Source organism: Streptomyces sp. NPDC104096 (genome assembly GCF_055584385.1).
The window spans coordinates 1-22,452 of the sequence record NZ_JBVJMD010000001.1 but is presented as its reverse complement, the minus strand read 5'-3'; the positions used below and the strand labels follow the sequence as shown (position 1 = coordinate 22,452).

General features: G+C 70.8%; 22 protein-coding genes. 9 read left to right on the top strand and 13 right to left on the bottom strand.

All coding sequences use genetic code 11. The features are described from left to right. The first annotated feature begins 92 nt into the window (after positions 1 to 92). Together ACZ60B_RS00110 and ACZ60B_RS00105 are read left to right on the top strand one after the other, a co-directional pair. Positions 93 to 431, top strand: coding sequence for a YnfA family protein (locus ACZ60B_RS00110; protein WP_469382867.1), 339 nt, complete (start codon positions 93 to 95; stop codon positions 429 to 431). Between the two features lie 175 nt (positions 432 to 606). Further along, positions 607 to 1,383: an SDR family NAD(P)-dependent oxidoreductase gene (locus ACZ60B_RS00105; RefSeq protein WP_469382866.1), complete on the top strand. Its 777-nt coding sequence runs from the start codon at positions 607 to 609 to the stop codon at positions 1,381 to 1,383. 112 nt (positions 1,384 to 1,495) lie between these two features. On the opposite strand, the gene ACZ60B_RS00100 is transcribed toward ACZ60B_RS00105, so the two are convergent. From ACZ60B_RS00100 to ACZ60B_RS00090, 3 genes are all read right to left on the bottom strand, one after another. Then, entirely contained in the window at positions 1,496 to 1,819 is a 324-nt protein-coding gene (locus ACZ60B_RS00100; protein WP_469382865.1) for a hypothetical protein, read from the bottom strand. Continuing rightward, complete coding sequence (locus ACZ60B_RS00095; protein WP_469382864.1) at positions 1,807 to 2,097, bottom strand: hypothetical protein; 291 nt, start codon at positions 2,095 to 2,097, stop codon at positions 1,807 to 1,809. The genes ACZ60B_RS00100 and ACZ60B_RS00095 overlap by 13 nt, the downstream gene beginning before the upstream one ends. 91 nt (positions 2,098 to 2,188) lie before the next feature. Further along, complete coding sequence (locus tag ACZ60B_RS00090) at positions 2,189 to 3,382, bottom strand: RtcB family protein (protein ID WP_469382862.1); 1,194 nt, start codon at positions 3,380 to 3,382, stop codon at positions 2,189 to 2,191. 226 nt (positions 3,383 to 3,608) lie between these two features. Here ACZ60B_RS00090 and ACZ60B_RS00085 point away from each other — a divergent pair, with 226 nt between their 5' ends. The 3 genes from ACZ60B_RS00085 (at position 3,609) to ACZ60B_RS00075 (ending at position 7,007) form a co-directional block, all read left to right on the top strand. Next, positions 3,609 to 4,472: a DUF3558 domain-containing protein gene (locus ACZ60B_RS00085; protein ID WP_469382861.1), complete on the top strand. Its 864-nt coding sequence runs from the start codon at positions 3,609 to 3,611 to the stop codon at positions 4,470 to 4,472. Between the two features lie 118 nt (positions 4,473 to 4,590). Continuing rightward, entirely contained in the window at positions 4,591 to 5,541 is a 951-nt protein-coding gene (locus ACZ60B_RS00080) for a DUF3558 domain-containing protein (protein WP_469382859.1), read from the top strand. A gap of 152 nt (positions 5,542 to 5,693) precedes the next feature. Beyond that, the gene (locus ACZ60B_RS00075; protein WP_469382858.1) at positions 5,694 to 7,007 is read left to right on the top strand and encodes a DUF2637 domain-containing protein; all 1,314 of its coding nucleotides are present in this window, start codon (positions 5,694 to 5,696) and stop codon (positions 7,005 to 7,007) included. A 92-nt stretch (positions 7,008 to 7,099) separates the two neighbouring features. Here the strand turns inward: ACZ60B_RS00075 and lysS are convergent, their stop codons facing one another. Next, entirely contained in the window at positions 7,100 to 8,866 is a 1,767-nt protein-coding gene (gene lysS / locus ACZ60B_RS00070; RefSeq protein WP_469382857.1) for a lysine--tRNA ligase, read from the bottom strand. 141 nt (positions 8,867 to 9,007) lie between these two features. On the opposite strand from lysS, the gene argS reads away from it, so the two are divergent. After that, the gene (gene argS, locus ACZ60B_RS00065) at positions 9,008 to 10,774 is read left to right on the top strand and encodes an arginine--tRNA ligase (protein WP_469382856.1); all 1,767 of its coding nucleotides are present in this window, start codon (positions 9,008 to 9,010) and stop codon (positions 10,772 to 10,774) included. 103 nt (positions 10,775 to 10,877) lie between these two features. On the opposite strand, the gene ACZ60B_RS00060 is transcribed toward argS, so the two are convergent. Genes ACZ60B_RS00060 through ACZ60B_RS00040 form a run of 5 tightly spaced genes read right to left on the bottom strand, consistent with a single transcriptional unit; the run spans position 10,878 to position 15,599 of the window. After that, positions 10,878 to 12,446: a serine/threonine-protein kinase gene (locus tag ACZ60B_RS00060; protein ID WP_469382854.1), complete on the bottom strand. Its 1,569-nt coding sequence runs from the start codon at positions 12,444 to 12,446 to the stop codon at positions 10,878 to 10,880. A 56-nt stretch (positions 12,447 to 12,502) separates the two neighbouring features. Next, complete coding sequence (locus ACZ60B_RS00055; RefSeq protein WP_469382852.1) at positions 12,503 to 14,470, bottom strand: P-loop ATPase, Sll1717 family; 1,968 nt, start codon at positions 14,468 to 14,470, stop codon at positions 12,503 to 12,505. 48 nt (positions 14,471 to 14,518) lie between these two features. Next, the gene (locus ACZ60B_RS00050; protein WP_469382850.1) at positions 14,519 to 14,836 is read right to left on the bottom strand and encodes a type II toxin-antitoxin system PemK/MazF family toxin; all 318 of its coding nucleotides are present in this window, start codon (positions 14,834 to 14,836) and stop codon (positions 14,519 to 14,521) included. Continuing rightward, positions 14,824 to 15,039, bottom strand: a complete 216-nt coding sequence (locus ACZ60B_RS00045) for a hypothetical protein (protein ID WP_469382848.1) — start codon at positions 15,037 to 15,039, stop codon at positions 14,824 to 14,826. Before ACZ60B_RS00045 ends, ACZ60B_RS00050 begins: the two co-directional genes overlap by 13 nt. An 8-nt stretch (positions 15,040 to 15,047) precedes the next feature. Next, positions 15,048 to 15,599, bottom strand: a complete 552-nt coding sequence (locus ACZ60B_RS00040) for a hypothetical protein (RefSeq protein ID WP_469383568.1) — start codon at positions 15,597 to 15,599, stop codon at positions 15,048 to 15,050. On the opposite strand from ACZ60B_RS00040, the gene ACZ60B_RS00035 reads away from it, so the two are divergent. Next, positions 15,553 to 15,678 (top strand): DUF397 domain-containing protein, encoded by a 126-nt coding sequence (locus ACZ60B_RS00035; protein WP_469383524.1) that lies wholly within the window; start codon positions 15,553 to 15,555, stop codon positions 15,676 to 15,678. The genes ACZ60B_RS00040 and ACZ60B_RS00035 overlap by 47 nt on opposite strands. Positions 15,679 to 15,759: 81 nt before the next feature. After that, positions 15,760 to 16,545 carry a DUF4253 domain-containing protein gene (locus ACZ60B_RS00030; protein ID WP_469382846.1) on the top strand — a complete coding sequence of 262 codons (786 nt, stop codon included), beginning with the start codon at positions 15,760 to 15,762 and terminating at the stop codon, positions 16,543 to 16,545. Positions 16,546 to 16,564: 19 nt separating this feature from the next. Here the strand turns inward: ACZ60B_RS00030 and ACZ60B_RS00025 are convergent, their stop codons facing one another. The 3 genes from ACZ60B_RS00025 to ACZ60B_RS00015 form a co-directional block, all read right to left on the bottom strand. Further along, positions 16,565 to 17,467, bottom strand: a complete 903-nt coding sequence (locus ACZ60B_RS00025) for an SAM-dependent methyltransferase (RefSeq protein ID WP_469382844.1) — start codon at positions 17,465 to 17,467, stop codon at positions 16,565 to 16,567. A gap of 108 nt (positions 17,468 to 17,575) precedes the next feature. Continuing rightward, positions 17,576 to 18,568, bottom strand: coding sequence for a porphobilinogen synthase (gene hemB, locus ACZ60B_RS00020; protein ID WP_469382842.1), 993 nt, complete (start codon positions 18,566 to 18,568; stop codon positions 17,576 to 17,578). Between the two features lie 166 nt (positions 18,569 to 18,734). Then, positions 18,735 to 19,223, bottom strand: coding sequence for a hypothetical protein (locus ACZ60B_RS00015; RefSeq protein ID WP_469382840.1), 489 nt, complete (start codon positions 19,221 to 19,223; stop codon positions 18,735 to 18,737). A gap of 270 nt (positions 19,224 to 19,493) precedes the next feature. Here ACZ60B_RS00015 and ACZ60B_RS00010 point away from each other — a divergent pair, with 270 nt between their 5' ends. Further along, the gene (locus ACZ60B_RS00010) at positions 19,494 to 20,915 is read left to right on the top strand and encodes a helix-turn-helix domain-containing protein (RefSeq protein ID WP_469382839.1); all 1,422 of its coding nucleotides are present in this window, start codon (positions 19,494 to 19,496) and stop codon (positions 20,913 to 20,915) included. 70 nt (positions 20,916 to 20,985) lie between these two features. Here the strand turns inward: ACZ60B_RS00010 and ACZ60B_RS00005 are convergent, their stop codons facing one another. After that, the gene (locus ACZ60B_RS00005; RefSeq protein WP_469382837.1) at positions 20,986 to 22,008 is read right to left on the bottom strand and encodes a helix-turn-helix domain-containing protein; all 1,023 of its coding nucleotides are present in this window, start codon (positions 22,006 to 22,008) and stop codon (positions 20,986 to 20,988) included. Positions 22,009 to 22,452 lie beyond the last annotated feature (444 nt).

Genomic DNA, 22,452 nt, shown 5'->3' with positions numbered 1-22,452 from the left:
CGGATGTATCCCACGCACGGCCGACGGCAGGCGCCCTCCAACAGGTGACGCCCCGGCCCCGGCCGTGCCGAGGGGCGTGCCAAGCTGCCGGTATGTCGATCGTCCGCTCCGCCGCCCTGTTCGTCGCCGCCGCGTTCCTGGAGATCGGCGGCGCCTGGCTGATCTGGCAGGGGCTGCGGGAGCACCGCGGCTGGCTGTGGATCACCGGTGGCGTCCTCTCGCTCGGCGCGTACGGGTTCGTCGCCACCTTCCAGCCCGACGCCCACTTCGGGCGCATCCTCGCCGCGTACGGCGGGATCTTCGTCGCCGGTTCGATCCTGTGGGGCGTGGTCGCGGACGGCTTCCGCCCCGACCGCTGGGACCTGGTGGGCGCCGCGATCTGCCTGGCCGGGATGGCCGTGATCATGTGGGCGCCGAGGCACGGCGGCTGACCGCCCGCCCCTCGGAACGCCCGTTCGCCCGAACGCACCCGTCGCCTACCCTGAGCGGGAACGACCGCCCGTGAGCCCGCGCCACCCGCAGGCCCACGCGCGGGCACCAGCCGCACCACCCACCGACCCGAGTCGTCCGCGGACCCGAGCCGTCCGCACGCCCGAGGAGCAGCCCATGGCCACCGCCGCACCGTCCGCCGCCTCCCGCATCGCCGTCGTCACCGGTGCGAGCGGCGGAATCGGAGCCGCCACGGCCCGGCAGCTCGCCGCGGCCGGCTACCGCGTCGTCCTGACCGCCCGCCGCGTCGACCGCATCGAGGCGCTGGCGAAGGAGATCACCGCGGCCGGCCACTCGGCGACCGCCTACCAGCTCGACGTGACCGACCGCGCGGCCGTCGACGAGTTCGCGAGCGCCTTCAAGACCGTCGGCGTCCTGGTCAACAACGCGGGCGGCGCACTGGGCGCGGACCCGGTCGCCACCGGCGACCCGGCGCAGTGGCGCACGATGTACGAGACGAACGTCCTGGGCACGCTGAACCTGACCCAGGCGCTGCTCCCCAAGCTCGACGCGAGCGGCGACGGCACGGTCGTGGTCGTCTCCTCCACCGCGGGCCACGGCACCTACGAGGGCGGCGCGGGCTATGTCGCCGCCAAGCACGGCGCCCACGTCCTCGCCGAGACCCTGCGCCTGGAGATCGTCGGCCGGCCGGTCCGGGTCATCGAGGTCGCGCCCGGCATGGTCAAGACCGACGAGTTCGCGCTGACCCGCTTCGGCGGCGACGAGGAGAAGGCGGCGAAGGTCTACGCGGGCGTCGCCGAGCCGCTGACCGCCGACGACGTCGCGGACACCATCACCTGGGCGGTGACCCGCCCGGCCCACGTCAACATCGACCTGCTGGTCGTCCGCCCGCGGGCCCAGGCGTCCAACACGAAGGTCCACCGGGAGCTGTGACGGCGGACGCCGAGGGCCGGCCGAACCGGACGTCCGACGCCCCCGCCCGGCCCGCGGCATCCGCGTCGTCGCGTTCGTGATGATCCACGCGGTGCGCCACGCGAAGTGAGCCTCAGGGCGCCGAGCAGTCCGGGTCGTCGACGATCACCGCGTTGGCCGGGATGATCACGACAGCGTCGTCGTCCTCCTGCACGAACCGGGTGGTGGCGTACGCCCGCCTGCCGTCCCCGACGCACTTGGTGGCGAGGTTGCCGAAGCCGTCCGGGAAGTTGTACACCTCGGCCGGACTGTCCTCCCCGGCCCGTCCGGCCACCGGGGCGTCGGCCTTGCCCCGCTCCTGGTAGTGCTCCCTGGAGCAGCCGCCCAGCAGCACGACGAGCAGCAGCGCGCCGCAACCGGCGGCGGCGCGCCCGGGGCGCCGGCTCAGGAGGCGCACGTCTTGTCCTCGACGATCTGCACGTTCGACGGACCGCTGGCGTTGGTCGTGACATAGGCGCGGAAGCCGTGCCCGACGCACTTGGTGGCGAGGTTGCCGAAGCCGTCCGGCATGTTGAAGACCTCGGCCGGGGTGTCGTCCCCCGCCTTGCCCTTCACCGGGGCGTCCCCCTTGCCCCGCTGGTCGTCGTAACTCTGCGAGCAGCCCGCGAGCACGACCCCCGCGGCCAGAACCAGACCGGCGGCCCCGGCCACGACACGTATGCGCTGACGCCTCATCGCGATTACCCCCGTATCGATGCGTCGGATCTGCACGCCAAGACAGCCCCGACCCCGTCTCCGGTTCCCCGCGGCCCCGCGGCCGGGCGGCTCAGCCCTTCACGCAGACGACCTGCTTCAGCTTCGCCACGACCTCCACGAGGTCGCGCTGCTGGTCGATGACCTGCTCGATCGGCTTGTAGGCGCCGGGGATCTCGTCCACGACACCGGAGTCCTTACGGCACTCCACGCCCCGGGTCTGCTCCTCCAGGTCCTTGGTCGAGAAGCGGCGCTTGGCCGCGTTGCGGCTCATCCGCCGACCGGCGCCGTGCGACGCCGAGTTGAAGGCCTTCTCGTTGCCGAGGCCCTTGACGATGTACGAACCCGTGCCCATGGAGCCCGGGATGATCCCGTACTCGCCGGAGCCGGCCCGGATCGCGCCCTTGCGGGTCACGAGCAGGTCCATGCCCTCGTAGCGCTCCTCGGCCACGTAGTTGTGGTGGGCGCTGATCTCCGGCTCGAAGGTCGGCTTCGCCTTCCTGAACTCCTTGCGGACGACGTCCTTCAGGAGCGCCATCATGAGCGTGCGGTTGTACTTCGCGTACTCCTGCGCCCAGAACAGGTCGTTGCGGTAGGCCGCCATCTGCGGGGTGTCGGAGACGAAGACCGCGAGGTCGCGGTCGATCAGCCCCTGGTTGTGCGGGAGCTTCTGCGCCACCCCGATGTGGAACTCGGCCAGTTCCTTGCCGATGTTCCGGGAGCCGGAGTGCAGCATGAGCCACACCGAACCGGACATATCTACGCAAACTTCAACAAAGTGGTTCCCGCTTCCCAGCGTTCCCATCTGCTTGGTGGCGCGTTCCTGCCGGAACTTCACCTCGTCCGCGATCCCGTCGAACCGGCCCCAGAAGTCGTCCCACCCCGCGGTCGCCAGGCCGTGGAAGCCGCCCGGGTCGACGGGGGCGTCGTGCATGCCGCGTCCCACCGGGATCGCCTGCTCGATCTTCGAGCGCAGCCGGGACAGGTCGCCGGGCAGGTCGTTCTCCGTCAGCGAGGTCCTGACCGCCGACATCCCGCAGCCGATGTCGACGCCCACCGCCGCGGGGCAGACCGCGCCCTGCATGGCGATGACCGAGCCGACCGTCGCGCCCTTGCCGAAGTGCACGTCCGGCATCACGGCCAGGCCCTTGATCCAGGGCAGGGTCGCGACGTTCTGGAGCTGGCGCAGGGCCACGTCCTCGACCGCCGCGGGGTCGGCCCACATACGGATCGGAACCTTCGCGCCCGGCATCTCCACGTACGACATATCGTCCTCATTCCCCCGGAATCAAAAGAAAAGCCTGAAACCGCAAAACCGGCGCCAAGGTCGACGTATGGGACAACGGACCGGCGTCCACGGCAGTGCGTGCGATACACATTGTCTCCAGGGACCGCCCCCGTGCGGCAAGCGAATAACCAGCGGGGACACTGGCAGGCCCGGGACCGTTCCCGGGACCGACACCCACCGAGACACCGTCGAAGGGAGCCTCACCGTGCAGCGGAAGGCGTACGTACCCGGCGTCGCCGCGCTCCTCGCGGCAGTGCTGGCCGGCTGCACCGGTAGCTCCGGCGAGGGCAACACCACCGACAACTCCAACCCCGGGGAGGCCGGCGCGGTGACCGCCGAGGCCCAGCCCGGCAAGTACCGCACGCTCCCCGAGCCGTGCGGCGCGGTCGGCCACGGCACCCTCGACTCCCTGCTCCCCGGCATCGCGCAGATCACGGACGAGGCGCAGCGGGACACCGCCTACCAGGGCCAGGCGACACTGGCGTACGACAACGACCGCAAGGTCGGCTGCCGTTGGAAGATCGATTCACCGGACGCGACCGACCATCTCCTCGTCGACTTCGAGCGGGTGGTGTCGTACGACAACACGGTGAGCGACGACAGCCAGGCCGAGCAGCTCTTCGCGACGAAGGTGACGGCGGCCGACCTTCCGGCGCCGGCCGCCTCCAGTTCCGGGAGCGCCCCGGCCGGGGCCGCCGGCGGGTCCGCCGACCCGGGCGCGGGCGCGACTTCGGCGCCGTCCGCGTCGGCCTCCGCGTCCTCCTCGCCCTCGGCGTCCCCCTCGGGCACCTCCTCGCCGTCCGCCTCGTCCACCGTCGCTCCGGCCGACCTCCAGCCCCGGGTTCTCGACGGTCTCGGCGACGAGGCGTATCTCGACGACGCGCTCAGCAGCTCCGGTTCGACGGTCAAACAGCGCACGGTGACTGTGGCGTTCCGCACGTCGAACGTCATCGTGACGGTCGTGTACGAGGAGCAGCCGGCGATGGTCGGGGTCGTCCCGGACAGCGCGGAAATGCAGGACAGGGCCCGGAAACTGGCCTCGCAGCTCGCCGACTCACTGCCCGGCTGAGGCCACTTCGGGGCCCGGCCGGTGCGGTCCGCAAAGCGGACGAAGCACGACCGGGCCGCTTCCTCACCGCGTACCGTGGCCCCTCGGACCCGATCCGACCGCAGGAACCACGAGCGTCATGAGTGAAGGAACCATGCAGCGACGAGCCCAGCGAGACGGCCAGTACGAGCAGCGAGTCCGGCGAACGAAGCGCCTTCGCCGTGCCCTTGTGGGTGCGGCGGCGGTCCCCGTGATCCTGGTCGCGGCGGGCTGTTCCTCGGACTCCGGCGCGGACTCCGGATCCGCCTCCGGCTCCGATGACAGCACGCAGCAGGGCTCCGGGGGTGGTGCGAACCCCTCGGCGAGCGCGTCCCCGACGGTCCAGGCGGCGGCGTTCCGGAAGCTGCCGAAGGCGTGCGGGGTGCTGTCGGCGAAGACGCTGACCGAGCTGGTGCCCAAGGGTGCGAAGTCGGCCAAGGAGGGCGCGTCGGACGACGCGGCGTCGCGTGCCAGCTGTTCCTGGAGCAGCCTGGAGAACAAGGGCGTGAAGGGTTCGCAGTTCCGCTGGCTGAACGTCTCGCTGCTGCGCTTCGACTCCGACGCCGCGCGCGGCAGCGGCGAGAAGCAGGCGCAGGCGTTCTACGCCAAGCAGGTGCAGGACGCCCGGGCGGTGCCGGAGGCGAAGAACGCGGCGGCGCAGCCGCTGGCCGGCACGGGTGACGAGGCGACGACCGTGCGCTACGACCTGAAGAAGAAGGAAGGCGCCTTCAAACAGCAGACGGTCGTGACCCGGGTGGCGAACGTGGTCGTGACGCTGGACTACAACGGCGCGGGCCTGGCCGGCGAGAAGGCCCCGAACGCCGACGACCTGGTGAAGGCCGCGCAGAAGGCGGCGAAGGAGGCGACGGTGGCCGTGGCGTCGGCGAACGGCGTCGACACCGGCTCCGGCTCCGACGGCAAGACGGGCGGCGACGCGGGCACGACAAGTCCCTCGCCGTCGAAGTCGGCGTCGAAGGCGGCGTCGCCGTCGGCGTCGGCGTCCAAGGCCGCGAGCGCGTCCCCGTCCACGTCAGCGTCGAAGAAGAGCTGACTGTCACACTCGGCGGTCAAATCCGCGCCCGTTCAGGCATTTTGCGGAAGCCCGGCCCTTTCGGAGCCGGGCTCCTGACCCACCGGCAACGCGTCCGCCGTACACATGTGCCACTCTGTTGCGCGCAACAACACGCAAGGGGAGGAGTACGGGTGGCCGCGCCAATCCAGCTGACTCGGATGCACCGCGTTCTCATAGGCGTGGTCGTGACCGGCGCCGTGATCATCGCCGGCATCGGCTTCGCCGGTTCGTACGCCGCCGTGCGCGAGCTGGCGATCAAGAAGGGGTTCGGGAACTTCTCCTATGTCTTCCCGATCGGCATCGACGCGGGCATCTGCGTCCTGCTCGCCCTCGACCTGCTGCTGACCTGGATCCGGATCCCGTTCCCGCTGCTGCGCCAGACCGCATGGGTGCTGACCGCGGCGACCATCGCCTTCAACGGCGCCGCCGCCTGGCCGGACCCGCTGGGCACCGGCATGCACGCGGTGATCCCGATCCTGTTCGTCGTCGCGGTCGAGGCCGCCCGGCACGCCATCGGCCGGATCGCCGACATCACCGCCGACAAGCACATGGAAGGCGTCCGCCTCACCCGCTGGCTGCTCTCCCCCCTGCCGACCTTCCTGCTCTGGCGCCGGATGAAGCTCTGGGAGCTGCGCTCCTACGAGCAGGTCATCAAGCTGGAGCAGGAACGTCTCGTCTACCAGGCCCGCCTGCACTCCCGCTTCGGCCGCACCTGGCGCCGCAAGGCACCGGTCGAGTCGCTGATGCCGCTGCGCCTGGCCCGCTACGGCGTCCCGCTGTCCGAGACCGCCCCCGCGGGCCTCGCGGCGGCGGGCATCGAACCCGTCCTGCTCCCCCCGGCCCCGCAGCCGGCGATCACGGCGGAGGCGCCGGCCCCGCTGGCCGCCGCCGCCCCGCGCGCGGTGGAGGCGGCCCCGGAGCGGCAGCAGCAGGCGCCCGCCGCGCAGCAGCCCGCCCCGGCCGACGACCGCCCGTACGCCCCGGAGCCCGCGTTCGTGCCCGACCCGAACCAGAGCCCGTGGTTCGTCGAGCCCCCGCAGCAGGCCGAGTACCGGGGCGGCTACGACCCGACCTACGACCCGGAACAGCAGTACGCCGCCTGGTTCGCCGAGCAGCAGACCGCCCAGCAGTACCAGGACCAGTACGACGAGGAGCCCCCGCTCCAGGAACCCTCCCCGGAGGAGACCGGCACCTTCCCCATCCCGGCCGGCCCCAACCGCACCCGTCAGCTCGGCGAGGGCGGCGGCACCCCGGAGCCGGACGAGGAGGCGTACTACCAGGTCTTCAAGCAGGCGATCAACGGCGGCTACCCCACCCCGCGCGAGTTCAGCGACAACGTGCAGGTGACCTGGGGCGTCTCCGTCATGGACGCCGACGCCAAGCGGATGGTGCTGCGCTTCACCAACCGCCACACCGCCGAACTCCAGGACGACCACATCGCGTGAGCGGTCCGCGCCCACGAGGAGCGGGTACGACGACGGGGCGCCCGGTGAGAACACCGGGCGCCCCGTCGTCGTAGTACCAGGACCGGGAGCGGCTACTCCCCGAGCAGCGCCCGCACCCGCTCCTGGCCCACCGCCAGCAGCAGCGTGGGCAGACGCGGGCCGGTGTCACGGCCGACGAGCAGGTGGTACAGCAGCGCGAAGAACGTGCGCTGGGCGGTCTTGATCTCCGGCGGGAGCTCCTTGGGCGTGGCGTCGGCGGAGAAGCCGGCCTGGACCTTGGGAACGCCGTAGACGAGGTGGGTCAGACCGTCGAGCGACCAGTGGTCGGCCAGCCCGTCGGCCAGCAGCCGCAGGGACTGCCGGGAGGCCTCGTCGAGGGACTTCAGCAGCTCGCCGTCCGGCTCCTCGCGCACGACGGTCCGCTGGTCGGCGGGGACGTGGGTGTTGATCCACGCCTCCGCCTTGTCGTAGCGGGGACGGGCCTCGTCCACCGAGCCCAGCGGGTTGTGCGGGTCGAGCTCGGACAGGATGCGCAGCGCCTGGTCCTCGTGCCCGGCGGTGATGTCCGCGACCGAGGCCAGCGTCCGGTACGGCAGCGGCCGGGCCGTGCGCGGCAGCTCGCCGTCCGCGGTGCGCACCGCGCGCGCGTGGGCGGCGACGTCCGCCGGGAGCGCGGAGCCGTCGGCGACCTTGGCGTCGAGCTTGTCCCACTCGTCGTACAGGCGCTGGATCTCCTGGTCGAAGGCGATCTTGAAGGACTGGTTGGGCCTGCGGCGGGCGTACAGCCAGCGCAGCAGCTGCGGCTCCATGATCTTCAGCGCGTCGCCGGGCGTGGGCACACCGCCCTTCGACGACGACATCTTCGCCATGCCGCTGATGCCGACGAACGCGTACATCGGCCCGATGGGCTGCTTGCCGCCGAAGATGCCGACGATCTGGCCGCCGACCTGGAAGCTCGACCCGGGCGAGGAGTGGTCGACGCCGCTGGGCTCGAAGACGACGCCCTCGTACGCCCAGCGCATCGGCCAGTCGACCTTCCAGACCAGCTTGCCGCGGTTGAACTCGTTCAGCCGGACGGTCTCGGAGAAGCCGCACTCGTTGCAGGAGTACGTCAGCTCGGTGGTGTCGTCGTCGTAGGAGGCGACCGTGGTCAGGTCCTTCTCGCAGTTGCCGCAGTACGGCTTGTACGGGAAGTACCCGGCGGAACCGGCGCTGCCGTCGTCCTCCGCGGCCGCGCCGGAGCCCTCCGCGGCCTCCAGCTCGGCCTCGTCGACCGGCTTCTGCGACTGCTGCTTGGCCGGTGCCTTCTTGGTGCGGTACTGGTCGAGGATCGCGTCGATGTCACCGCGGTGCTTCATGGCGTGCAGGATCTGCTCGCGGTAGGCGCCGGCGGTGTACTGCTCGGTCTGGCTGATCCCGTCGAACTCGACGCCCAGCTCGGCGAGCGCCTCGACCATGGCGGCCTTGAAGTGCTCGGCCCAGTTCGGGTACGCGGAGCCCTTCGGGGCCGGGACGGAGGTCAGCGGCTTGCCGATGTGCTCGGCCCAGGACTCGTCGACACCCGCGACACCGGCCGGCACCTTGCGGTAGCGGTCGTAGTCGTCCCAGGAGATCAGGTGCCGGACCTGCCGGCCCCGTCGGCGGATCTCGTCGGCGACCAGGTGCGGGGTCATGACCTCGCGGAGGTTGCCCAGGTGGATGGGGCCGGAGGGGGAGAGACCGGACGCGACCACGACGACCGGATCGGCGTCGGGTGACGCCGTTTTGCCCGGGGCCCGACGCTCCGACTCCTCGATGACCTCGTCCGCGAAACGGGAGACCCAGTCGGTGGTCTCGGCGCTCTGAGCCACGATCGGCACGTCCTCTTTTTCTGAAGGAATTCTCTGGGGTACTGACCGTCCCCATTCTCCCAGACCACCACGCGCCTGGGAAAACCGCTTTACCCCCCGTGGGATACTGGGCGGGTCTATCCATTCCACGAGGAGAACGGCATCCATCCCATGGCCTCGGTCACGTCCCTCAGCGACTCCGTACAGCAGCAACTCGCGTCGGCCCTCTCGGCAGCCCTGCCGGACGCCGGTTCCGCGGACCCGCTGCTGCGCCGAAGCGACCGGGCGGACTTCCAGGCGAACGGCATCCTGGCGCTCGCGAAGAAGGCCAAGGCCAATCCGCGGGAGCTGGCGACGCAGGTCGTCGAGCAGGTCCGGTCGGGTGACGTCATCAAGGACATCGAGGTCTCCGGACCCGGCTTCCTGAACATCACGATCGCCGACCGGGCGATCACCGAGAACCTGGCCGCGCGGTACGCGGACAGCGACCGCCTCGGAGTGCCGTTCGCCGCGCACCCGGGCACCACGGTGATCGACTACGCCCAGCCGAACGTGGCCAAGGAGATGCACGTCGGCCATCTGCGCTCGGCGGTGATCGGCGACGCGGTCGTCCAGCTCCTGGAGTTCACCGGCGAGAGCGTCGTACGGCGTCACCACATCGGCGACTGGGGCACCCAGTTCGGCATGCTCATCCAGTTCCTGGACGAGCACCCGCACGAGCTGGACCACAAGTCGGGCGAGGTGAGCGGCGAGGAGGCGATGTCCAACCTCGACCGCCTCTACAAGGCGGCCCGCAAGCTGTTCGACTCCGACGAGGAGTTCAAGACGCGGGCCCGGCGCAGGGTCGTGGACCTCCAGGCCGGTGACCCGCACACGCTCGCCGTCTGGCAGAAGTTCGTGGACGAGTCGAAGATCTACTTCTTCTCCGTCTTCGAGAAGCTGGACATGGAGATCCGGGACCCCGACATCGTCGGCGAGTCCGGCTACAACGACATGCTCGCGGAGACCTGCCGGCTGCTGGAGGAGTCCGGTGTCGCGGTCCGCTCCGAGGGCGCGCTGTGCGTGTTCTTCGACGACGTCAAGGGCCCGGACGGCAACCCGGTCCCGCTGATCGTGCAGAAGTCCGACGGCGGCTACGGCTACGCGGCCACCGACCTGTCCGCGATCCGCGACCGCGTCTTCAACCTGAAGGCGAACTCGCTGCTGTACGTGGTGGACGCCCGGCAGGCGCTGCACTTCCGGATGGTCTTCGAGACCGCCCGCCGGGCCGGCTGGCTGAACGACGACGTCACGGCGTTCCAGCTCGCCTTCGGCACGGTCCTCGGCAAGGACGGCAAGCCGTTCAAGACCCGTGAGGGCGAGACGGTCAAGCTGGTCGACCTGCTCGACGAGGCGGTGGACCGGGCGACGACCGTCGTGCGGGAGAAGGCCGAGAAGGTCGGCCTGTCCGAGCAGGAGATCGTCGAGAACGGCCGGTACGTCGGCATCGGCGCCGTGAAGTACGCGGACCTGTCGACGTCGGCGGTGCGCGACTACAAGTTCGACCTGGACCAGATGGTGTCGCTGAACGGCGACACGTCCGTCTACCTCCAGTACGCCTACGCCCGGATCAAGTCGATCCTGCGCAAGGCGGGCGAGGCCCGTCCCACCGCCCACCCGGAGCTGGAACTGGCCCCGGCGGAGCGGGCGCTGGGCCTGCACCTGGACCAGTTCGGCGAGACGGTGCTGGAGGTGGCGGCGAGCCACGAGCCGCACAAGCTGGCGTCGTACCTGTACCAGCTCGCGTCGCTGCTGACCACGTTCTACGACCAGTGCCCGGTCCTGAAGGCCGAGACCCCGGAGCAGGTGGAGAACCGCCTGTTCCTGGTCGACCTGACGGCCCGGACGCTGCACAAGGGCATGGACCTGCTGGGCATCAGGACGCCCGAGCGGCTCTGACCATTCGTGATCAGGTCTGCGTGATCAGGGCAGGGGGAGCTCCCGCGAGTAAAGACTCCAGGAGCTCTTCCAGCGCCCTGCGGCAGGCGTGAACGCGGTGCTGCTACGCGATGTGGTCCTCCGCCAGCTCCGCCATCAAGCGGTTGGTGAAGCGGCTCGTCATGCGATCGGCCTCACTCGGCGGGAGCGTGATGCCGTACGTCGCCTTCACGCTGTCACTGAACCGGGCCGGGGTGGGGAGGCTACCGTTGATCGACTGTTTGAAGACCTGGTAGTAACCCTCCTCGGCCCGCCGGACTTCCTCCGCAGACGTCTGCGCGGTGGCTCTCTCGACCTCGGACCTGAGCTCTTCGGCCTCCCGTACCCGCTTCTGCTCGACCAGCTGGAGCAGATCCTCGGCCTTCTTGAGCGCGGCACGGCCCTTGACCGCCTCGGAATTGGCCTCCGAGACCAGTTGCTCGGCCGCCTGCGCCTTGGCGAACTTCTCCTCGGCGGCCTTGATGAGCGCATCGCAACGGCCGATGACGGACTTCATCGTCTCGATGGCCTCGCGGCGGGCCCGCTCGTGCAGCTCCTCCGCGCGCTCCAGGATGGCGGTGGCATCCCGGCGGGCCTCGGCAAGCAGTTCGTCCGCGTCCGCGCGAGCCCTTTCGACCAGGGAGTTGCTTTCGGCGAGCGCGGCGGCGTACAGCTGCTCGGCCTCCTCCCTGTTCCGCTCCGTCCACTGGAACTGCTCCCGTGCCCGTTTCAGAATCCGCCCCGACACCGAGTGGCTGTGCCCCAGTTGTGTGTCGTCCAGGATGTTCCTGCCGGGCTCCGTCACCGCATGGTCGGCGAGAAGGACGCTCAGGGTGTCGTAAACAGCCGCCGCGTCCGCCGGGCGGTCTTCCGGGCGTTTGGCGAGCAACTGAAGGATGAGGTCGTTCAAGGGGGTGGGAAGTCCATCGACGAAGGCCGCCGGAGCGATCGCGGTGTCCTGCATCTGCATCCGGAGTACGGCCCACTGGACGTTGCTGGTGAAAGGCGGTCTGCCGGCCACCGCGTGATAGAGGAGACAGCCCAGGGAGTAGAGATCGCTTCGGTGGTCCACCTCTCGGGCGCCCTCGGCCTGCTCCGGAGACATGTACTGCGGGGAGCCGAGCGGCACACCTGTGACGGTGAGTTCCCGGGCTCCGAGGGTCTCCCCCATGAACTTCGCGACCCCGAAGTCGAGGACTTTCACGATCCCCTCGCCGGTGAGCAGCACGTTGGCGGGCTTGATGTCCCGGTGCACCACGCCCTGGCGGTGCGCGGCATGCAGCGCCTCCGCGATCTGAGCACCCCACCCCACGGCAAGCGGCCAGCCCGCCGTCGGCTCTTTGAGCCGACGATGCATGGACTCGCCCCGCACCAGCTCCATGACGAGGAACAGGGTGGGACGCCCGTCGACCGATGCCTCACCCCAGTCGTGCACGGTCACGATGTTCTGATGGGCCAGCCGTCCGGCCAGCTGTACCTCACGCTGGAACCGGGCCTGCGTCTCCAGCTCGTTCATCCCGTACTGCGGATGTACGACCTTCACCGCGACTTCCCGCCGCATCCGCTCGTCCTGGGCGGCCCACACGCTGCCCATCCCGCCGGCCCCCAACGGCCCGGTGATCCGGAACCGCCCGGCAAGCACCTCGTTCAGCACCGGTTCTCTCTCCCGACGGCGTTCTGTCCCGGAACTCCCTTACGAGTATGGCGGCTTCAGTAGCCCGACGAGTCGCCTGAGCTTCCGTGCGACCCGCCCGCGGACCTCCGCAGGCGCCGTTCCTCCTCGTCGAGGCGGCGGACGACGTCGCCGATGCCCGTGGTCTCCTCCAGACCGCCGGCGCGGAGCTGGGCGGCGAGAGTGGTGAAGTAGTGGGCGGCGCGGAGAAGGTAGTCGTCCACGTCGACGCCGACGGACGCGGCGGCGCCCGGAGGGATGCGGTTGACGTCGTCCAGGACGCGGTTGACCTGAACCGTGATCTCGTCCCGGACGTCCCGCGTCAGCGCCACCGCCCGCCCGGTCTGGGCGAGGACGGAGTGGCAGGAGCGCGCGAGCTGCATGAGCAGCCGGTCGTCGCGGTTGAGGGAGGACGCGCCCGACGCCCCGGGGCTGAAGTTGCCCGAAGCGATCCGCGCGTCCATGAGCTGGGGCTCGAAGCGCCGCAGGTCGACGGCGCTGGTCGCACCGAGCGCTGCCCGGAAGCAGGGGTGGACCTGGAACTCCGTCTCATGCGGCTGGACCGGCAGGCCGTTGTCGCCGGTGAACACCACGTCGTTGCCGCGTCGCACGCCGAGCAGGCCGACGCTGTACAGCACGTCGATGACTCCGGAGGGCGTCAGCACGTTGGCGTACGCGGGAAAGTCGTGGTGCAGCGTCGCGGACGCCGTCTCGAAACGGCGAGCGAGCGCGGCACGTGTGACGACGTACCCGGTGTTCTGGAAGAGCGGGAAGAGGTTGCGCAGGAAGGGGTGCGCGACCAGGTACTCCGAGGCCAGGTCCTTGAGCTTCCACTCCGAGAACTGCCGGCCCGCCTGCATCACGTCCACCTCGGTGACGTGGTCCCGCTGCTGCTCCAGCCAGGCCTTTTCCACGCAGGCGTTGAGGAACTGGATAGCATCGCGCGGTCGGGGAAGACAGCGCCGGAAAAGATACGCCGTGATCTCCTCCCCGCCCACCGTCTGTGGGAACAGTTCCTTCCACAACTGCTCCTCGGTCAGCCCGGCCCCGACGGAGGCCTGCGCCCGGGCCAGTGCGAGATCCCGCAGCGCCTGTTCCGTCCAAGCGATCCTGAGCTCATCGCCGTGGAATTTGTCGCCCTCCCCGAACGACAGCGAGTCGTAGATGTCGGCCCGCAGGAACAACAGAAACCGTACGGAACGTCCGTACAGGCTCACCGCATGCTTCGCCGCCAGCAGCAGCCCGATCACCATCGAGTTGCTGTCCGGCTCGGCCGACCACACCTGCTCCAACTGGTCGACCATGAGCAGCAACGGGGGGTGCACGACACCGTCGCAACCCAGATCGGCGAGGGCCCGCACGACACCCTGCTCGACGATCTCCAACTGCCTTGCGGCCCGCGCCCCTTCGGAAGGGGACTGGGCGAGATCCACACTCGCCTTGACTCCGAGCGCCTCCAGTGACAGCGAACTCTGCAGCCCCCGTGCCCCCTGGGCCAGCCGCTCCACCAGCCGGCCCCCACCATCCGGTCCTTCTCCGTTCTGCTTGAGGAACCGCCCGAGCGCCTTCACCGAGTCGGGCTTATCGCCGTGCGCGTCCTTGGCGTGCCCCACCAGATGCCGAGCGGTGTGCACGGCGAACACGTACCGCCAGATCAGCGCCTTGGCCGAGTCCCCCGGCAGCCCTTGCAACTCGAACCGCCGGATCTCCTCGCCCGCGGCCTCGTCAGGAGTGACGAGCACCTTCCCGCCACCGTGCCCGGCATCCGACATCAACCGCATACAGATGGCGCTCTTACCGGACCCCTTACGCCCGATGATCAGCATCTTGCGTCCGCTGAGCGCGGCCCGATAAGCGGCGTTCGACAGGAACCCGCCGCGTAACAACAGCCCCTCGGTCACATCCCGTTCGGCATCCTCGCGCCCGAAGTGCAACTGCGCGAGCACAGGCTGGTCGGCCAAATCGTCCCCCTGGGTCGTCCAGACCTCCACGTTATCGGTGGCCATCGACACCAGGGCGGAAAACACCCGACCGGCAACTTCCGTCGACCGCTATCAGAGACTCAGCACAGCACGCAACGCGATGTCCACGCGTTCCATCTGCTCGCCGGGAACGTCTCCGTGGTACTTCCCCTGCTCGAAGCGCGTCAGCCGGAAGTTGTAGAGGTCCGGCGCGAGGACCACGCCGCGAAGCGGAGTCGTCACCCGCACCGTGACCAGCGACTCTCTCCGCTCCCCGGACGTATCAAGCAGGGCGCACAGAACGGCACCCGGATGGAGTTCGGCGACGTGGTCGTTCTGGACGATGACCACCGTGCGGTCCCGCCCCACCGTGGGGACGGTCCACACCTGTCCGCGCTTCAGTTGTCGCACAGGTCGTCCTCCGCCGCGCTGTAGAGGTCATCCAGGTCGTCGCCGATGCGGGCACTGTCCTCGGCGTACAGCGTCATGGCATCGCGGAGCAGCTGATCTCTTATGGCTCTGGCGACGAACGCCGACAGATTGCCGTCAGCGGCCTCCCGCGCCGCCTGAAGGAGTTCGTCCGGCACGGTCACCGTGAGCTTGCTGGTCGCCATACCATTCGTTATACCACTCGTTGGGCACCGTCGGCAGGACTCATGAACTCCCAGGCCCGCTCGAAGAGCACCGGTATCGGCATGTGCGGCACGACCGCCGTATGTGCCGTGGACCGGTGCTCTCGCGCGTTCGGCAGCAGTCTCAGCTTCGACCGCTCCAGCGGCAGGCGCGGCGCCTTGGCCTCCTGCCAGGAGCCGGGCAGGAACAGGGTGCGTCCGGCCCGCGCTCGGTCGGCCCGTATCACCCGTCCGGACGCGGCGAGTTCGGCGTGCGCGGCCTTGAAGCGGACGGGCTTCCAGCCGGTCCACCGCTTGACGTTCCGGTCGGTCGGGTCGGGCAGGGCGAGCAGCATCAGGTACAGGGCGGCCGCGTCAGCGCCGAGCCCGTACGCGCTCGCGCACTCCTCGACGAGATGGGGTACCGAGCGGTCGGGGTCCTGCTCCCAGCCGGTGACCCGGCCGTCGGTCGCGGTGAGATGCGCGCCCAGCTCAGCGAAGTCCGGCGAGAGCAGCATCCGTATCGCCGCCTGCCCCCACACCGTCCACGTCCGCGACTCCAAGAACCCCGCAGCGGACGGCCCCACCCTTCAGGTCGCCCCGGCCGCCTGGACCGCCTTCATCGGCTTCGTCACCCGCTAGCCCACCACCGACAGCCCGGTCCCGGCCCCCGGCCCACCCGGCGAACTCCCGCTGTCAGTGCCTCCCCCTAGAGTCGGCGCCATGGCGACCCTTCCCAACCCGCTGCCCGCGCTGGCGGCCGACCCGAGCGGACGCTCGCTCGGGCTCCAACTCCCGCTGGGGAGACTGATCGACGCTACCGACGACGGCCCCTGGCACGAGCCGTTGCTGTGGCACGCCGAGCAGCCCGTGTCCGCCGGCAACTGGACGGCACTGGGCGCCCGCGCGGGGCGGGCCGGGCTGCTGCCGGTGCTGCTGGACCTCGGCGGTCGGCAGGGCGGGCCGCGGGAGTGGGGGCTGATGCCCGGGGAGGTGTCCTACCCGGGCGACCACGACGCCGAGGAGGTGCTCGCCGACTTCTGGGACGAGTACGCGGCGGCGGACGACGAGTGGCCGGGACTGTGCGCGCCGCCGGCCCGTACCGCCGATCCGGACAGCCGGGCGGCCGAGGTCGCCGACCTCCTGGCCGAGGAGCGCACCCGGTTCAAAGAGCCGCATCTGGCGCTGGTGCCCGCGCGCCGCAGCGCGGACATCCCGGCGGCCATCGGCTGGACCGGCGCGTTGAACTACGAGAACGACGTCGCCGTGCACTGCGCGGTGCTGCGCTCCTGGGAGGACCGCTTCGGCATACGGGTCGTGGGCCTCGGTTTCGACAGCATGGCCGTCTCGGTCGCCGCGCCGCCCACCACCCCGGAACAGGCCGAGGCGGTGGCGGCGGAACACTTCGCGTTCTGCCCCGACACGCTCCCGCAGGACGGCCCGGACGCCCTGCGGGACTACGCCAAGAGGCTGATCGCGGCGGAGACCTGGTACTTCTGGTGGGACTGAGACCGGCCGGACGCCGGTGTCACACCTTGCGGCCGAGCGCCGCGTAGACGTTGATGTCGGCGTCCGTGACGTCGTTGATGTCGTGGTAGCGGACCTTGTCGATGGCGTCGAGCGTGGCGAGGTACTCGGCCTCGGGCTGCTCGGGGACGGGGGCCGCGTCGTCCGGGTGCCAGTGGTGCGCCGGGACGACGCCCGGCTCGACGAGCTCCAGGCCGCTGTCGGTGAAGAAGCGCTCGACCTCGGCCCGGGTGCGCAGCACGAAGGTGAACCCGCGCTCGGTGTAGGTGCGTTGCACCGCGCGGATGTTCTCGGGGTTGAGGTCCTCGGTGAGGTGGCTGAGCACGACCCGGCTGCCGGACGGCAGGGCGTCGACGAGTCCGCGGACGATCGGGTAGGCCTCCTCGTCCTCGACGAAGTGCAGGATCGCCACCAGGCAGAGGGCGATCGGCTGGTCGAAGTCGATTGTCTTCGCGGCCTGTTCGAGTATCTGGGCCGGGTTCTTGAAGTCGGCGTCGATGTAGTCGGTGACGCCCTCGGGCCCGGAGGTCAGCAGGGCGCGCGCGTGCGCGAGCACCACCGGGTCGTTGTCGACGTAGACGACCCGGGAGTCGGGGATGATCCGCTGGGCGATCTGGTGGACGTTCTCGGCGGTCGGCAGCCCGGTGCCGATGTCGAGGAACTGGCGGATGCCGTCCTCCTTCGCCAGCGCGGTCACCGCCCGGCGCATGAAGTCGCGGTTGTGCCGTACGTCGAGGTAGCCGCGCGGGTTGGCGCCGAGCGCGGCGGCGGCCGCCGCGCGGTCGACGGGGTAGTTGTCCTTGCCGCCGAGGAAGACGTCGTAGACCCGGGCCGGATGAGCCCTGGTGGTGTCGATCCTCCTGCGCAGCTCGGCGGGGTCCTGGCTGAGCGCGTCACCGGACATGGGCGTCTCCCTGGGAGAGTCGGTCATTCAACGGACAACCAATCCTGCGATCAACAACCTAACTCCCCAGGGGAGTTGATCGCGCCCATGTCCGGGTGTCCGGCGCCGTCAGCGCAGCTTGCGCGCCACCTCGGTCGCCCAGTAGGTGAGGATGTTCTGCGCTCCCGCCCGCTTGATGCCGGTCAGCGACTCCAGGATCGCCCGGTCCCGGTCGATCCAGCCCTTCTCCGCGGCGGCCTCGATCATCGAGTACTCGCCGGAGATCTGGTACGCGGCGACCGGCACGTCCACGGCGTCGGCGACCTTCGCCAGGATGTCGAGGTAGGGGCCGGCCGGCTTGACCATCACCATGTCGGCGCCCTCCGCCAGGTCCAGCGCGAGCTCCCGCAGGGACTCGCGGCTGTTCGCCGGGTCCTGCTGGTAGGTCTTGCGGTCGCCCTTCAGCGACGAGCCGACGGCCTCGCGGAACGGCCCGTAGAACGCGGAGGCGTACTTGACGGTGTAGGCGAGGATCGCCACGTCCTCGCGGCCGATCTGGTCGAGCGCGTCGCGGATGACCCCGATCTGCCCGTCCATCATCCCGCTCGGCCCGACCACATGGGCGCCCGCGTCGGCCTGGACCTGCGCCATCTCGGCGTAGCGCTCCAGCGTGGCGTCGTTGTCGATGCGGCCCTGCTCGTCGAGGACACCGCAGTGCCCGTGGTCGGTGGTCTCGTCCAGGCACAGGTCGGACATCACCAGCAGGTCGTCGCCGACCTCGGCGCGCACATCGCGCAGCGCGACCTGGAGAATCCCGTCCGGGTCGGTGCCCGGCGTGCCGAGCGCGTCCTTCTTCGACTCCTCGGGCACCCCGAAGAGCATGATCCCGGAGATCCCCGCCTCCACCGCCTCCGCCGCGGCCTTCTTCAGGCTGTCCCGGGTGTGCTGCACGACCCCGGGCATCGAACCGATCGGCACCGGCTCGCTCACTCCTTCGCGCACGAACGCGGGGAGGATGAAGTCGGCCGGGTGCAGCCGGGTCTCGGCGACCATGTTGCGCATGGCGGGGGTGGTACGCAGCCGGCGCGGACGCGTACCGGGGAAGGATCCGTACTTCGTCATGCCGTCTACGCTACGCCCGCCCCGGAAGCACCTTTGCCGACGATCCGTCGGAGTCCGCGCCGCCCCTCCGTCGGAGTCCGCGCCCGCCGCTCCTGCCCGGACCCCACGGCCGGGGGCCGGGCCCGCGGTGCGCGGACCCGGCCCCGGCCCCGGGAGGGCGGTGCGGTCACTTGCCGGCGATGTGCGTGATCTTGTGGTTGCGGTCCAGGTCGACCACGAGCCGCGTCGGGTCCGACTGCCCCCAGGTGAGGGTGACCGCGACCCGGCCGGCGGTGCCGGTGCCCTTGACCGTCCACTGCGCCGGGACGTTCTGGGCGTGCAGGACGCCGTCCGCCTGGTTGGCGGCCTCCCACTGCTCCACCTCGCGCAGACCGTCGGCCGTGACGTAGAACTTCCGCAGCTGGGTGGCGAGCGCGCCGCCGGTCTCCGGGTCGCTCTTGGCGTCGATGTAGGCCCCGTAGAAGTCGGCGACCTGGGTCACGTTGTCGGACGCCGTGCCGGTGACCGTCGCCTGCGCCGCGGCGGCCTCGACCGCCCGGACCGGGGTCGCCTGCGCCGAGGCGGTGAGCCCGAGCGGCAGGGCCACGGCGGCGACGAGGCCGGCGATCAGAACGGTGCGGCGGACGGTCTTGCGGGCGGTCGTGTTCGTGCTCATGAGTGTGTTCCCCGGTTTCGATGAAGTCGATCAAGTCGATGGAGCGATGGAGCGATGGATTCGTGAGTGCGTCGCCGGGTGCGTTGCGACCCCCTCGACCCCCGTGGCGTGGGGGGCGGACCCGGCGACACCAGAAGCATCGGCGGCCCCTCGGCCGGGGCACAACGAACGACGGCCGACCCGCAACGGTGGAACCGTCCCAGGCCCTGTGACCTCTGAGTACCGGGAGTGCCTGGGATGCCGTCCTGGGACGCGAGACAGGGAGAGCCGGTGTCGTCCCAGGACGAGGTGGAGGAGTTCGCGGCGCTGCTGCGCCGTCTGAAGGACCGCACGGACCGCAGTTACGCGGCACTCGCGCGCCGCCTGAACATGAACGCCTCGACGCTGCACCGCTACTGCGCGGGTGAGGCGGTACCGCTCGGCTTCGCATCCGTGGAACGGTTCGCCGCGCTGTGCGGGGCCACGCCCGACGAACGGATCGAGCTGCACCGGCGGTGGATCCTGGCGGTGGCGGCACGGCAACGCCCCCGGACGGCGCCCGAGCCCGTACCGGAAGCCGCCGGGGCCCGCCCGGCGGACGGCGAGGGCGCCCCGGCCGAGCGGGCGGCCGAGCCCGTGCCCGCCCGTACCCCCGCCCCCGTTCCCCCGGCGGCCGCCGACCCCGTACCCCCGAAGGCCGCCGAGCCCGCACCCGCTCCCCCGGAGATCTCAAAGGCTCCGCAGGCCCCGGAGGGAGGTCTCCCCGGCCCGTCTCCCGAGCCCGCCCCCCTGCCGAGCCCCGCCTCACGACCGCCCTGGTACAGACGCCGCGCCCCCCTCGCCGCGGCCGTCGTGACCGCGCTGATCGCGACCCTGGGCAGCCTGTCCCTGCTGCCGTCCGGGCACTCCTCGGCGCTCGGCGACGACCGGGCCGCCGCGAAGACGACGGACGCCGGGCACAGCTCCGCCACCCCGTCCGCACCCGCCTCCCCCGCCCACGGCCGGCCGTCCGGCTCGCCCTCGGCGAACACCTCCGCCGCGGGCGACCGCTCGCCGGACCCGTCCACGAGCCCGTCCACGACCCCCGCCGCGAAGACCACCCCCGTCGCACCGATCACCTGGACGGCGAACTCCCACCGCTGGGCGGTCGGCTGCGAGCACGACTACGTCATCGACAAGGAGCCCGCGCGGGTGCCGCCGCCCCCGGCCCCGCAGGACGCCTCCCCGTGGGCGAGTTCGCAGGACGCGGTGCACGGCGGCCAGACGATGGTGGACATCACCGTGCAGGGACGTACGGACGCGGCCGTGGTCCTGGAGGCACTGCGGGTGCGTGTCGTGGGGCGGGCCGCCCCGGTGAAGGGCAACGTCTACGCCACGGGCCAGGGTTGCGGCGGCGGCCTGGGCCCCCACTCGTTCACCGTGGATCTGGACAAGGACCGGCCGATCGCCCACCCGGTCGCGGGTTACGAGGGCGAGACGCGCGTGCCGCCGATGGACCTGCCCTACCGGGTCTCCGTGACGGATCCCGAGGTGCTGGCGGTCGACGCCAGGACCGACGGCTGCGACTGCCGCTGGTACCTGGAGCTCGACTGGTCCTCCCAGGGCCGCACCGGCACCGAACGCATCGACGACGACGGCGTCCCGTTCCGCACCAGCGGCACCGAGGGCCTGTCGCACTACTGGTACGCCAACGGCGGCTGGACCCCTAGCTGAGCGAGGCGCTGTCGACTACCGCCTCCTCGGTGACGAGTCGCAGGGAGGGCTCCGGTGCGACTCGCCAGACTCAGACGAAGGCTGGGATGTCCACCGGGGCCACGGGGGCTTCCCCGGGGCGGGCGGCACGGCAATCGCGGCACCACGCTCCCCGGAACGGCGCCCTGAAGACCCTGTTGCAGCCGCCCCCGCAGTCCTCCCAGTCCTCCATGCCGGGTGGGCGGGGCAGCGGCCGACTCGTGAGCGGCCCGCCCCCATCGCCGCCCGGAAGGGGTGGCAGTGCCGGTGGGAGCAGATCCAGCAGGCGGTTACGGAGAAAGCCGGCCGGGTTGCGTACCTGGAGGGGAAGGCCGTTGGTCAGGGCGTAGATCACCGACGATCTGCCGAGACCGTTCTCGAACCAGGGGACGACCAGGGGAGCCAGCCGCCGCACCTCGCACCCGGACAGCGTCAACCGGCCATCGGTCCGACGCAGCCCGGCAAGCAACGCTTCGGCCTTCTCGTGGTGCTCGCCGCGGGGCGGCCCCGGCTCGACGACGGTCGGCTCGGGAGACCTGGCAGGCGGCCCGGCAGACCCGGTCGCGGTGACCGGTCCTCCGCCGCCGTGTACGACGTCGGCTGCCACGACCGGCTCGGACACGGCGTCGGGGGACGGCGCGGCCGTGATCGTCGGGGGTGCCGGGGCCGCCGGGGCGGGGGTCGTTCCCGGCTCTCCCTCCCGCCGGGCCCGGGTGAGCGCGGGGGCGTGGTACGCGAACGTACGCGTGACCACCCGCCCGGAGGGAAGCCGCTCCCGGACCCGCTCGACATAGCCGCGCTCCTCCAGCTCCCTCAGCGCGCCGGAGATCCGGCCCCTCCCCTCGGGGAACCACTCGGCGAGGCTGCGGATGTCGACCCGCGCGCCCTCGGGCAGCGACAGGATGTGCACGGCGATCCCGATGGCGGCCGCGGAGAGTCCGCGGTGCTGGGCGAGGTGGTTGCCGACGATCGTGTACCGGTCGGGCTGGTACTCACGTACGTGCCTGACACCGGAGTGGGTGGCGTTGTGCCGTACTCCCTGACTCGGGGGCAGGGCATCGATAAGCTTGGGCATAGCCATGGGGAAGGTTGCAGCTTCCTCTTTGGTGAGGCCCTCGCACTGGGATTGCCGTCCCGGCGGGGGCCGAAGCATGTGTGGGGATGTGGAGTTGTGGGTGTCGCTTGCGGTGAGAGTGCCCGCCCGATCCGCCCGTGCGCCAGCCGAACCAGCCGCTTTCACCCGCCCGTGTGACGTACACGAGGTTTGGTTGGTCGGAGGGTTTTTCCCCCCGGAGTTCTTTGGTCTTTTACCGCCCGCCGCACCGACGCCCAGGCCACCGGAGACCGCGTTTCCAGGCTTCGGTACGGGCGTCATCGGCGAGGCCCCAGATCGAGTTCGGCCCACACGGTCTTGCACGGGACGGGCCCGGCCCGCACGCCCCAGCGGTCCGCGAACTCCTCCACGAGCAGCAGCCCGTGACCGGACTCGGCCTGCCCCTCGCAGGCGCCCCGCACCCGG